The following is an 11,000-nucleotide window of genomic DNA, read 5'->3' as shown; positions in this document are numbered from 1 at the left end:
CTGTGCGTCGTGGATATCGAATGCGACTTGCACCTGCTCGCCGTGGAATTCTTCGAGCATCCCGCTGAAGTACTTGTTGTTGAATAGCGCGATCTCACCGCGCGCGACAGTGCGCTCGACACGCGGGCGGAATACGTTCTGTGCTTCGGCTGCGGACAACTGCAGCGGCTCCCAGCCGGACGATCGATGCGACTCGTAGGCTTCGAGCGGCGACATATGACGGCGCTTGCCGGTCACCGGGTCGGCGATCTGCGGTAGCGAGCGGTGCGGCTTGCTGTTGTACTCGTCGGTCCGCTCGGTGCAGAAGCGCACGAAGTCATCCCAGCTCATCAACGGCAGCACGCCACCCTGTTTGATCGCCTTACGCGTAACCTTGAACTGCGTGAGCTTGGCTTCGCGGTCCATGGAGGCACCGATGAAACTCGGCAGCAGCTTCGCGCCCTGAATCCAGATCGTCTGGTGCGAGCGCTCGATAACGCCCTTGGCCTGCGAGTTGTACGGCAGCGAATGCGATACTTCGAAGCCAATCAGCCCCTTCAGGCCCGTGCCTTCGCGTTTCAGCAACTGGTTGTCGTAACCGGAGCCGTTGTCGACGTAGAAGATGGCGGGCGCACCGCGATTGATCGCCGCGTGGCTGATGGCCTCCAGCACTGCAAGGCTCGACTCGGCAAGACCGACCGAGAAACCGACCGCCATGCGTGTCGCAATATCGATGATCGTGGTGATCTCAGGGCGGAACGGACGACCGTGCATCGGATGCTGCACTTCAGCATCGAACGTGTGACCGTCAGCGCTCCATACGTCGTTGGGCAACAATTGGTCGAACGTGCGACGAACGAACGGGCGGATGTTCTTCAGCTCGCGTGGCCCCATGCGGCCGACTTCGCGCGACACCTTGCCGAGCTTGCCGAGGAAACGGCGCACCTGGTGAATCGTGGGAAACGGCCACGCGTGATCACGCATGCGATAGGCCTTCTCAAATTCACGAAACGCCAGCTCGACCGACGGTTTTTGCGGCAACTGATAGAAACCGAGAAACGCCTTTGCCCATGCGGGCACGTCATAGTCCGCGTGAACGATCTTCGGCGCGAGGTCACCCAATTTTTCTTGAGCAAGCCAACGCTTGAGCGTACGAACGCTAGGGAACCCGTCCCCCTTACGGCCACGTTCGTCCCGAGCTGACCGCAGCATTGTTTCGAGCTGTGCGTCGAGCTGACTCAGCTTGGCCTGTGTCAATAAAGTTGTCATGGCGGCTTCGCGAGAGACACTGCCGACTCGCATCAAGCGATCGAGCGCTGCGAGTACGCCTTTTCGGGCCGCAACGGCGACCCGTTGCCGATCGTTGAGTGTTTCGATGCGAGCCGTGGGATTCGACACCACTTCCGTCGACACGTCCTTCAGCGCTTCACCCGCGACCTTCGCGACGATTGCGTCGCGAATAGTCCCCGGCACGTCGTAGACGCGCTTGGTTCCGCCGATACCTTTGATTTCAATGAATGGCCACGCTTCTCGCTCGGCCCGTGCCCGAATGGCGACGCGCGACGTGGGCAATTCTGGCAACTGCATAGTCTCAAGGTCCGATGCGCTAAAGTGCGTTTTCACAGGGCCGCTCACTTGGTGTTTCGCTTGATCCGGTTCATCAGCTGACTGAGCAGCTTTTCGTCCATCTGACCTTCAATGGCGCGCGAGCGAGCTTTTAGATGCCGATCGATGACGGCCATCGCGCCAAGCTCCGCACAAAGGGCTTCGTCGACAGTTAAAACTCGACGGCCCATGTGCATTGCCATCCATTCAAGTGGTACAAAGTCTTCGCTGATTTTCATCAACGCAATCCAGACGTCGACCGGAATGCGCCGGTCTGCTTGGCTTGGTGCAACCCATTGGTCCAGATGTGCCTTGCTTACCGGTCGCGCCAGGCTCTCGGTGAGTCGATCGGCCACACGCTCGCGACTCAATCCCTTTGCTACACATCGCTCCAATAACCCGTTGACGGCTTGGCGGATTCCGGCGTCGAGTTCGTTTTCGCCTGCAGCTGCGACGAGACCATGCGGCGTGTCAATCGCGAACACGTCGAATGCCAAGGGCAATTGCCCCGGCAGGACCGTTTGATCGGGTTTTCTCTTTGTCATGGTGTTTTCCGAATGTTTAAGTGGAAAGCGAAAACTACGCTTGCCGATTAACTGCTTAGCCAGCAGCAGAGCCGCTATACTTCGCTGCATACCGTGGTCGGATTCGACGGCCTTCTGAGGTCCACCGGTCGGGCCACAAAAGGTGGGCAGGGACGCCTAGAAAGTCGGCGATCGCTATCTCGCCCGAGGCAACAGGCCTGGCAAGCGCATTTCTGATCGTTGACGGCGGCAAGCCCCGCTCGCGAGCCAAGGCATTCATGGTCGATCCTCGCTTCCGGATCTCCGCCTTGATGTCTTCTTTGTGCCAGCCATTGGCTTTGTCAGACGCCTGCATGCTGTTCCTCACTAACCGGGTCAAACCGGTTTTTTGTTCGGGCGTTAATCCCGTAGGTCACGTTTAACGGGATCTTAAGTGCAAAGAAGTGGAAAGTCAAAGCGAAAAGTTAACTTTCCACTTAGCCCGGACCGATGTCAGTACCCGGGGAAGCCAAGAGCCTTTACAGGTGGGGCTTACGGCGAATGGAAAGAGAGACGAGAAGTGGAAACCAAACTTCTCACTTAAGCGGAAGGAACTGGAAAGTGGAAAAGTGGCTAACCGCAAGCGAGATCGCTAAGCTGAAGTTGCCCGGATTGCCGTCAAGCAAGGTGGCTATTGCAACCCGTGCAGAACGCGAGAAATGGCCTGTTAAGCCAGGCACGGGCCTAGGTGGCCCGCGCAACCTGTATCAGGTACCAGATGTGTACATCCGCATGGCAGACGGCGCAGAAGCCGTCGTCCAACTGAAGAATCATGTCTATGATCCGACAGCAGGGTCTGGCGAGATGCTTAAAGCAGCAGCTAGCTATGTCGCCGAAGCCCGAGCACAGGGCCAAATGAATGATGCTGAGCTGATCCGGGAAGTCGTTCTAGGTGTGGAGAACTGGCTGGAGCGAAACAACGCTCATCCAGACGCCGAAAAGAAAGCGGCGCTGATTTCGTTGCTATTTAGATACTTCCAGACGGACGGCAGTCTCGACCAAGCCAAGATGGACAAGCTGCTCAAGGCGGTTGCCTGATTTCGAGGCCAAAACTACCTGTAATCGAAGGTTGCGTTTTTCGAATGACTTCGTAAGCTAAACGGTCCTATAACGAAAGCCACGGGGTAGTAAAAAATGCAGGTGGTAGAGGGCCGTTTGGCGGCATTGATTGAAGAGATTCTTGTTAGAAAACAACCTGACAGCGCGTCCTGCGCAGTGCGGAAGGTGGACGGTGTTCCGGTCGTGCACATCAGAGCGTGCGAGGCGGCGAACGATCCCTTCTTCGTCGCGCGGCGCAGCGCGCCAATATTCGCGTTCGGGTTTCGCAAAGTGACCGTTTTTTTTAAAGGCTATGTCAAAAATTGCGCGAAATCTGCCCAGTCCGCACTGCAAATCGCTAAAACGCTAGCTGTGGATAAGCGGCGGCGCGCGGCGCTAGCCGCTTGTTTTTTCGCGTTTTTTTCAGCTTTTCCGTCTGACATTCATAGTGCCAATCTAAGCACCACCCCATAGTGGTGCATCTGGAATCCGTGCTCTCGCACATTCAGCGTATGCGACAAGGCAGTCATACTTCCCGACTCGCACTACGTGCTCGCCGGAACGGTCGTCGGGAAGATTAGTGACTTTGCTCCGGACTCGTGTCAGCCATCGACTTCTGGTCGATAAGGTCGTCATGCTTCCGGTCGCGCTGCGCGCGCCGACGGGGACTTCTTACTCGTGTTGCGGGGTTATGGTCGGGTCGCAAACGCGTAGTTGGCCGGTGTAATCCCCAGCAATCGTACGAATGCCCGGGTCATATGGCTCTGGTCGGCAAACCCCGCTGCGGCAGCCGCGTCTGCCAGCGTCGCGCCATGCGCGATAAACTGCCTCGCAAGTGCCACTCGGCGCTGCATCCTGTATGCGTGCGGCGGTAAACCCATCTCGTGTGCGAAGCCTCGCAGGAGCTGAAACCGGCTCATGCCCGTATCAGCCGCAAGATCGGTTAGCGTGAGCGGTGACGAAGGATCGTCATCGATGCGGGCCCTCGCTCGCGCAACTGGACCCAATGACCGATCCATCCGCGAACAGGCGAGCGTGGTCGCGTGAGTTCGAATCAGATACCCCAGCAACTCGAGCATCGTCTCCTCCCGCACCAGATCGTCCGGCACGGTTTGCGCTTCCACCGATATTGCGAACAGGCGCTCGAATAGCATCTTCAGCAACGGATCATGTACCACCGGTCGCGTCAGTTCGATCTCAGGTGCGGTCACACCATTCAACTCGATGGCGACGTCGGTCAGCATCGACGGCTCGAAATACAACATGCGCCACGCACGCCCGCGCTCGTCGAGCGGGCTGCCGTCGTGTACTTCCCCTGGGTTCACCATGATCGTGTCGCTCGCCCGCGCTTCAACCACGCCACGCCCACTCGACGAGCGATGCCCGCCTGCAACGATCACGCCCACACCGAAGCGATCATGCGAATGGCGCGGAAACGAATGCGCTGTTTCAGCCACCGTCGCTTCGACGCCAGCAATCGCGCAACGAGGCATGTGGACGCGGCCGCGCGACATGGGTTCGCCTCTCAGAAGTTAAAGAGCGTTCCGCACGGCGCAACACGCGGCGACGTGCCCGGCACAACACGAGCGAACGTGCGCAGCAAATTGCATGGCGGTATGCGTGGCAAAACGGAAAGAGAGGTGCACGGTGAAATGCTCCACGAATTGCGCGGCGATCCCTGCGCAGAACTGCGGCGCGGTCTGCACGCCGAATTGCGCAGCGAAGCGTATGCAGAACGCGAGAGCGCCCCACGCGCCAATCTACGCGGCAAAGCGTTGGATGACGCGCGTGCCAGCCCGCTCATCAACCACGCCCCTCGTCCGTGCGCTCACCCTCGCGGATCTTGCCTTGCGAGACACTGCTGCCCGGCGGCACGCTATGCGTAAGCCACACATTGCCGCCGATCACCGAGCCGCGCCCGATGGTCACGCGGCCGAGAATCGTCGCGCCGGCATAAATCACGACGTCGTCTTCAACGATCGGATGGCGCGCGTTACCCTTGACCAGCGTGCCGTCAAGGTCCGCAGCGAAGCTCTTCGCGCCGAGCGTCACGGCCTGATAGACGCGCACGCGCTCGCCGATGATCGCGGTCTCGCCAATCACGACGCCCGTGCCATGGTCGATAAAGAAGCTTGGGCCAATGGTCGCGCCCGGGTGAATGTCGATGCCGGTCGCCGAGTGCGCGATCTCGTTGATGAAGCGCGCGAGCAAGGGCACGCCGAGGCGATGCAGCGCGTGCGCAAGACGATGGTGCGTCATCGCCCACACGCCCGGATAACACAGCAGAATTTCAGTGATGTGCTGCGCGGCCGGATCGCCTGTGAAAGCGGCCTGGATATCGCTGACCAGCAGCGCGCGAATCGCGGGCAACTGCGTGCCGAATTCGCGCGCGATGTTGAACGCACGCTCCTTCAGATCCGCATCGGGCGTTTCGCCGAACTCGGGCAAAAATCGCAAGGCGCGGCGAATCTGTTCGGCGAGCAGTCGCAACGTGCTTTCAAGCGTATGACCAACGTAGTAGTCGACCGTTTCGTCGGTTAAATCGGGGGCGCCGTAGTGCGTGGGAAACAGCGCCGCGCGTAAGCCGGTGACAATGTTAATTACCGCTTCGCGCGACGGCAACTCCCGAATGCCAAGCGGATGCCGCGTACGATGCAACTCTTCACGCGACGCGCGCAAGTCCGCGACGATCTGTTCGAGACCCCAGTTGTGGGAAGGCACGTTAGGCATAAAAGGACAACGCCATGCGATAGGCACGGTTCAGAGTGATTATTCCAAGAGATTACCGCGTTTTGCCGCGGCTCGCGCAGCGGCCCGGTATGCCGGCCCGCGCATGGCGGATGCGCGTCAGATGGTCACGCTGCTCGCATCGATCCAGCGCACCGCCCAGTCGCGTGCGTGCGCGATGGCCGTGGCTTCGTCAGGAAAACGCAAGTCAGTGGGAAAAAAACGGTTGGCGACCAGTTCGCCGTCGCTCGAGCGGGAGATAACCACATAAGGTTGCCAAGTGCCATCGCACGCGCGCGCCGGCGCGCAATTCAGCAAGTAGCCGCGATGTGTGAATGCAGCATCGAAGTGCATGTGTCACCCGCCCTGACGGCCCGTAAGATGTTTTGAGTAGTGCGCGTCTGTTCGTTGTCGGCCATGTAAAAACAGCCGGACGCATGTCGTCAATTTAACCGCGCTTCGCTCGTCGGAGTAAGATCATACTCTGTAGAAAATGGGCGTCCATTAAAAAAAACGAAAAAATTCCGGACGCGATCGCCAGATGAAATGCCCACATACGTGACTGTGCATAACTGCGAGGGCAACTGCGACGCAAGCGCGGTACAACTCACACGCGTGAAGACGTTGTGCCAGCCGGAACGGGTTTTGCTGCACTTCAACCATGTCCTCTTCAACGGAGAATGCATGATGAACAGCGATATCAACAAGCCAGCAGACGCTGGCAAGCAGCCGGGCACCACCGGCCCGATTACGACCGAACTGCATAACGACCGCACCCACGACAGCACGGTCGACACCGACGGCAAAAATCTCGAGGCCGCCCGCATCGCCGGTCACAGCCCGATCTCGCCCGACGAGATCACGACGAGCAACGCGAGCCTCGGCAACAGCGTGCCGGAGGCACTCGACGGGATGGCCGGCTTCGACAGCCGGGTTGGCGGCAATCATCTGCTGCTGGCGCTCGAACCGGGCTACACGGTCATCGACAAAGGCATGGTCGCGCCACAGGGCGTCGATTCAGCAGACGATCCGTTCGACGACCCGCGCTCGATCCGCAGCCGCCGCGAACGCGGCCGCATTCACTACGCCCTTAATCATTTGCGACCCACGCGTGTGATCGAATTACACCGGGCGAAATAAATATTCGCGCTTCGCGCATTCGTTTGAATTACGCCGGCCGAGCCGAATAATCAGTCCATTTCAAATTTCGCGCCGTTTGAATGACGGCGCGCGTTTCGTCACGGATTAGAAACTCCGGGTTGCAGGACCTGCAAGCCGAACAGGCTTTTTCCGCTCGCCGAACGCCGGCACAATCGACCGCATCCAATACCAAACGGAGCAGCAGATGAAAAAGATCGTCGTGATAGGCGCAACCGGAACGGTCGGCCAGGGCGTGAGCAAGGCCTTGAAAGCACGCCATGAAGTCATCGAGGTGGGCGCGACGCGCGGCCAGTATCGTGTCGACAGCACCGACCCGGCCAGCATCGAGCGCCTTTTTAGCGAAACCGGCAAGGTCGACGGCATCGTCACCACCACGGGCAAGCTGCATTTCGGCCCACTGCAGGAGATGAGCGTCGAGCAGTTCTGGGTCGGTCTGCGCGACAAACTGATGGGTCAGATCAACGTGGTGCTGGGCGCCCAGCAATACGTGAACGACGGCGGCTCGTTCACGCTGACGAGCGGCATTGTTGGCGACGAACCGATTCGCGAAGGCGCGAATGCAACCACCGTCAATCTGGCCCTGGAGGGTTTCGTGCGCGGCGCCGCGATCGAATTGCCGCGCGGCATTCGCATCAACGTGGTGAGCCCGACTGTATTGACCGAAGCGCTCGAGGCTTTTGGGCCCTACTTCCGCGGCTTCGAGCCGGTGAGCGCAGAACGTGCTGCGCAAGCCTACCTGCGCAGCGTGGAAGGCGCGCAAACGGGCCGTGTGTATCGCGTGGGGTATTAACTCAGCGCTTCTGCTCCTTCACGCGCGACACGATCTGCGTCGGGCTCACGAATTGCAAGGCGATCAGCACCCAGATCAGCGTGATCGCCATGTAGATCATCGCCATCGCGTCGATCGATTGCGGTGCGCGCACGCCGGTCGAAAATACAGCGTAGTACAGGGCGACCACGAGCGTTTGCGTCGCGGGCCCCGCTGTAAAGAAGGTCAGCTCGAACATGCCGATGGTGCGCACCAGCACCAGCAGTCCGGCCGCCAGCATGCCGGGCACCAGCAAAGGCAGCAGCACGTAACGGAAATAGCGAAACGTGTTCGCGCCGAAAATGCGCGCCGCCGCTTCGAGATTGGGATCGATCTGCTCGATGAACGGCGTCATCACCAGGATCACGAACGGCAGCGCCGGCACGAGATTCGCAAGAATCACGCCGCCGAGCGTGCCGGCAAGGCCGACCTTGTACATCACGGTCGCCATCGGAATGCCGTACGTCACGGGTGGCACCATCAAGGGCAACAGGAAAATCAGCATCGCCATGCGTTTGCCGCGAAACTGCACGCGGGCGAGCGCATACGCCGCGGGCACGCCGAGCACGACCGACAACACCACCACCGTGCCGACCACTTCGATGGTGACCCACAACACACTGGCCAACTGGAAATCGCTCCACGCCTGCGCATACCAATGCAGCGTAAAGCCTTGCGGCAATAAGGTGCCGAACCAGCGCGTCGCCACCGAATTCACCGCGACGGTCGCAATCAGCAACACCACGTTGACGAGGAAGAACACCATCGCACCCCACACCAGCACATGCCAGATCCGGCCCGGCACGCTGGCGCGCTGCTTCACGCGCTTGCTGGGTTGCTGCGCGCCGTCGTTGTTTTCGTTCGATGCGGACGCGGACCACGAAGGATGCGCGGCGTGGCGATCGCTAGCCATCAGCCTTTGCCTCCTGTCACCGGACCGCTGTAGAAGAAGCGGCGCGCGCCCAACATGGCGGCAACCACCAGCAGTTGCACGAAGCCCATCACCATCGCGATCGCCGAAGCAAGCGAATAGTCATAGCTTTCGAACGCAGCTTCGGCCGCTGCGATCGACATCACGCGCGTCGGGCCTGCGGGCGCACCGAGCAGCACCGCGGATGGAAACACCGAGAACGCCTGCACGAAAGATAAACACGCGGCCATCGTCAGACCTGGCACCAACAGCGGCAAATAGATGCGACGAAACTGCTGCCACGGGCTCGCGCCGAGCGTGGCGGCAGCGCTCGCAAGCGTCGGATCGATGCCGGTCACATAGGACAGCGTCAGCAGAAACGCAAACGGAAAACCCGACACGATCAACGAGATCAACACGCCCCAGAAGTTATGCGTCAGACGCACTTCACCGGTGTAAAGATGCAGGCCGTGCAATGCCTGTGGAAACCAGCCGTTTGGTCCGAAGTACGTGAGCATGCCGTCGGCGATCAGCACGGTGCCGAGCGTGACGGGAATCACCAGCAGCGTCGTGATGAGTTTCTGATAGGGCGAATTGCGGCGCAGCGCGAACGCCACTGGAACCGACACGCCCACATTGATCAGCGTCGCCGGCACGGCGAGCTTGAGCGTGACGAGAATGGTCGGCCACATCGACGTGTCGGTGAAGAACGTCAGATAGTTGGCCCACAGGCCGCCGCCGTTCATCGGCTGAAACGACAGCACTAAACCATACGCAAACGGATAGATGAACAACGCGACAATGAAGATCAACGCCGGCGCGACCAGCCACGCTTTGGTGTCACGCGGCGCAAATGGTACGGGTGGCGGCGACAGCATGGGCGTATTCATGCCGCCTCTGCGTCATAGACGAGCGTGCGTGACGGCGGCACGCGCAGGCTGATGCGCTCGCCCTCTTCGAATTCGCCCCCGATGCGTGCCCACAAGTCACCGAACGCGGTCTTCACACGGAGCAGTGAATCGTGGCCGCCGTATTCGACTGTCGTCACTAGCGCGTCGAACGCGTTTTCCGTGCCAGGTGCCGCGCGCTCCATATCCTCGGGGCGCAGCGCGACGCTCACGCGTTTGCTGTTGAAACCGGCCATCGGTGTGCCGATCAGACGCACACCGTTCGCGTTCACCGCGACCCCATCGCCCTGCGTGCCTTCGAGCGTGAATTCGGCTACGTTTCGATAGCCCATGAACCGCGCGACATGCAAATTCTGCGGCCGCGTGTAGACCTCTTTCGGCGTGCCGACCTGCTGCACCACACCTTCTTTCATCACGACGATGCGATCGGCCATGGAAAGCGCCTCGTCCTGATCGTGCGTCACGTAGAGCGTCGCGCGTTCGAGCTGGCTATGGATGCGGCGAATTTCGGCGCGCATTTCGATGCGCAATTTCGTATCGAGATTCGACAGCGGTTCGTCCATCAGAATCAGCGGCGGTTCGATCACGATCGCCCGTGCTATCGCGACACGTTGCTGCTGACCGCCGGAAAGCTGTCCGGGCAGCTTGCGCTCATGACCGACCAGTTGCACGAGCTGCAAGGCCTCACGCGCCCGGCGCATGGCCTCGCTCTTACCGACGCCACGCATCTTCAAGCCGAAGCCGACGTTATCGAGCACACTCATATGCGGAAACAGCGCGTAGTTCTGGAACACCATGCCGAAGCCGCGCTTTTCCGGCGGCAGTACGTCGATGCGTTTATCGTCGAGCCAGATGCCGCCACCGCTCAAAGGCTGCAAGCCGGCGATGCAATTAAGCGCCGTCGATTTGCCACAACCCGAAGGTCCGAGCAACGCAATGAACTCACCACGCTGGATATTCAGATCGAGCCCTTGCAGCGCCGCAACCGCGTGGCCTTCCGCATTCGTGAAACTGCGGCTCACCGAATCGAGCCGCAGCTGTTCAAAGTGATGCTTCATGACGGTTTCCTGATACGCGTGACACATGAATCGCGAAAGTCCAATAGGACGGATGCGCGCCGTGCTTCATGGCGGTTTCCGGCGTGCACGACACGCGAATCCCGGTGGACCGAACGAACGAGTCCACGCATTCATTCAGCGGCTACTTGGTTTTCTGCGCGCCGACGTCGCTGTCCCACTTCTTGAAAGCCGCGACCATCGCGGTCGCATTCAGCGGCAAAGCATGCGGACGCTCGGCCAGCA

13 protein-coding genes are annotated in these 11,000 nt (G+C 60.0%); 4 read left to right on the top strand and 9 right to left on the bottom strand.

Annotated features, from left to right (window positions below; genetic code table 11):
* From VFE81_RS28825 to VFE81_RS29030, 3 genes are all read right to left on the bottom strand, one after another.
* A partial coding sequence (locus VFE81_RS28825; RefSeq protein ID WP_325047835.1) for a transposase occupies positions 1 to 1,566 on the bottom strand: 1,566 nt, incomplete at its 3' end.
* Positions 1,567 to 1,610: 44 nt separating this feature from the next.
* The gene (locus VFE81_RS28820; protein ID WP_325047834.1) at positions 1,611 to 2,219 is read right to left on the bottom strand and encodes a hypothetical protein; all 609 of its coding nucleotides are present in this window, start codon (positions 2,217 to 2,219) and stop codon (positions 1,611 to 1,613) included.
* A complete protein-coding gene (locus tag VFE81_RS29030; protein ID WP_414695680.1) occupies positions 2,185 to 2,463 on the bottom strand; it encodes a helix-turn-helix domain-containing protein in 279 nt (92 codons plus the stop codon). Before VFE81_RS29030 ends, VFE81_RS28820 begins: the two co-directional genes overlap by 35 nt.
* Positions 2,464 to 2,708: 245 nt before the next feature.
* Between VFE81_RS29030 and VFE81_RS28815 the strand changes: the two genes are divergently transcribed.
* Together VFE81_RS28815 and VFE81_RS28810 are read left to right on the top strand one after the other, a co-directional pair.
* A complete protein-coding gene (locus tag VFE81_RS28815; protein WP_325047833.1) occupies positions 2,709 to 3,185 on the top strand; it encodes a hypothetical protein in 477 nt (158 codons plus the stop codon).
* A gap of 96 nt (positions 3,186 to 3,281) precedes the next feature.
* Positions 3,282 to 3,659, top strand: a complete 378-nt coding sequence (locus VFE81_RS28810) for a hypothetical protein (RefSeq protein ID WP_325047832.1) — start codon at positions 3,282 to 3,284, stop codon at positions 3,657 to 3,659.
* A gap of 215 nt (positions 3,660 to 3,874) precedes the next feature.
* Here VFE81_RS28810 and VFE81_RS28805 read toward each other — a convergent pair whose 3' ends face one another.
* From VFE81_RS28805 to VFE81_RS28795, 3 genes are all read right to left on the bottom strand, one after another.
* Positions 3,875 to 4,699, bottom strand: coding sequence for an AraC family transcriptional regulator (locus tag VFE81_RS28805; RefSeq protein ID WP_325047831.1), 825 nt, complete (start codon positions 4,697 to 4,699; stop codon positions 3,875 to 3,877).
* Positions 4,700 to 4,988: 289 nt separating this feature from the next.
* A complete protein-coding gene (gene epsC, locus VFE81_RS28800; protein WP_325047830.1) occupies positions 4,989 to 5,915 on the bottom strand; it encodes a serine O-acetyltransferase EpsC in 927 nt (308 codons plus the stop codon).
* A gap of 117 nt (positions 5,916 to 6,032) precedes the next feature.
* On the bottom strand, positions 6,033 to 6,266 hold the full coding sequence (locus tag VFE81_RS28795; protein WP_154559118.1) for a hypothetical protein: 234 nt from the start codon (positions 6,264 to 6,266) through the stop codon (positions 6,033 to 6,035).
* Positions 6,267 to 6,599: 333 nt separating this feature from the next.
* On the opposite strand from VFE81_RS28795, the gene VFE81_RS28790 reads away from it, so the two are divergent.
* Together VFE81_RS28790 and VFE81_RS28785 are read left to right on the top strand one after the other, a co-directional pair.
* Complete coding sequence (locus VFE81_RS28790) at positions 6,600 to 7,052, top strand: DUF3005 domain-containing protein (RefSeq protein WP_325047836.1); 453 nt, start codon at positions 6,600 to 6,602, stop codon at positions 7,050 to 7,052.
* Positions 7,053 to 7,257: 205 nt separating this feature from the next.
* On the top strand, positions 7,258 to 7,863 hold the full coding sequence (locus VFE81_RS28785) for a short chain dehydrogenase (RefSeq protein ID WP_325047829.1): 606 nt from the start codon (positions 7,258 to 7,260) through the stop codon (positions 7,861 to 7,863).
* Position 7,864: 1 nt separating this feature from the next.
* On the opposite strand, the gene VFE81_RS28780 is transcribed toward VFE81_RS28785, so the two are convergent.
* The 3 genes from VFE81_RS28780 to VFE81_RS28770 are packed head-to-tail and all read right to left on the bottom strand — an operon-like array spanning position 7,865 to position 10,757.
* The gene (locus tag VFE81_RS28780; RefSeq protein ID WP_325047828.1) at positions 7,865 to 8,794 is read right to left on the bottom strand and encodes an ABC transporter permease; all 930 of its coding nucleotides are present in this window, start codon (positions 8,792 to 8,794) and stop codon (positions 7,865 to 7,867) included.
* A complete protein-coding gene (locus VFE81_RS28775; RefSeq protein ID WP_325047827.1) occupies positions 8,794 to 9,681 on the bottom strand; it encodes a sugar ABC transporter permease in 888 nt (295 codons plus the stop codon). Before VFE81_RS28775 ends, VFE81_RS28780 begins: the two co-directional genes overlap by 1 nt.
* Positions 9,678 to 10,757, bottom strand: a complete 1,080-nt coding sequence (locus VFE81_RS28770; RefSeq protein WP_325047826.1) for an ABC transporter ATP-binding protein — start codon at positions 10,755 to 10,757, stop codon at positions 9,678 to 9,680. The genes VFE81_RS28775 and VFE81_RS28770 overlap by 4 nt, the downstream gene beginning before the upstream one ends.
* Between the last annotated feature and the right edge of the window lie 243 nt (positions 10,758 to 11,000).

The sequence above is a fragment of the Paraburkholderia sp. genome (genome assembly GCF_035656215.1).
GTDB lineage: Bacteria > Pseudomonadota > Gammaproteobacteria > Burkholderiales > Burkholderiaceae > Paraburkholderia.
Note: the sequence above shows the minus strand (reverse complement) of the source record. Positions and strands in the feature narration are given on the sequence as shown.

What these genes read in the sequence shown, in the direction of transcription:
- VFE81_RS28820 (WP_325047834.1), bottom strand. Translation starts at nt 2,219, where the DNA reads ATGCAGCGAAGTATAGCGGCTCTGCTGCTGGCTAAGCAGTTAATCGGC.
- VFE81_RS29030 (WP_414695680.1), bottom strand. Translation starts at nt 2,463, where the DNA reads ATGCAGGCGTCTGACAAAGCCAATGGCTGGCACAAAGAAGACATCAAG.
- VFE81_RS28810 (WP_325047832.1), top strand. Translation starts at nt 3,282, where the DNA reads ATGCAGGTGGTAGAGGGCCGTTTGGCGGCATTGATTGAAGAGATTCTT.
- VFE81_RS28805 (WP_325047831.1), bottom strand. Translation starts at nt 4,699, where the DNA reads ATGTCGCGCGGCCGCGTCCACATGCCTCGTTGCGCGATTGCTGGCGTC.
- epsC (WP_325047830.1), bottom strand. Translation starts at nt 5,915, where the DNA reads ATGCCTAACGTGCCTTCCCACAACTGGGGTCTCGAACAGATCGTCGCG.
- VFE81_RS28795 (WP_154559118.1), bottom strand. Translation starts at nt 6,266, where the DNA reads ATGCACTTCGATGCTGCATTCACACATCGCGGCTACTTGCTGAATTGC.
- VFE81_RS28790 (WP_325047836.1), top strand. Translation starts at nt 6,600, where the DNA reads ATGAACAGCGATATCAACAAGCCAGCAGACGCTGGCAAGCAGCCGGGC.
- VFE81_RS28785 (WP_325047829.1), top strand. Translation starts at nt 7,258, where the DNA reads ATGAAAAAGATCGTCGTGATAGGCGCAACCGGAACGGTCGGCCAGGGC.
- VFE81_RS28780 (WP_325047828.1), bottom strand. Translation starts at nt 8,794, where the DNA reads ATGGCTAGCGATCGCCACGCCGCGCATCCTTCGTGGTCCGCGTCCGCA.
- VFE81_RS28775 (WP_325047827.1), bottom strand. Translation starts at nt 9,681, where the DNA reads ATGAATACGCCCATGCTGTCGCCGCCACCCGTACCATTTGCGCCGCGT.
- VFE81_RS28770 (WP_325047826.1), bottom strand. Translation starts at nt 10,757, where the DNA reads ATGAAGCATCACTTTGAACAGCTGCGGCTCGATTCGGTGAGCCGCAGT.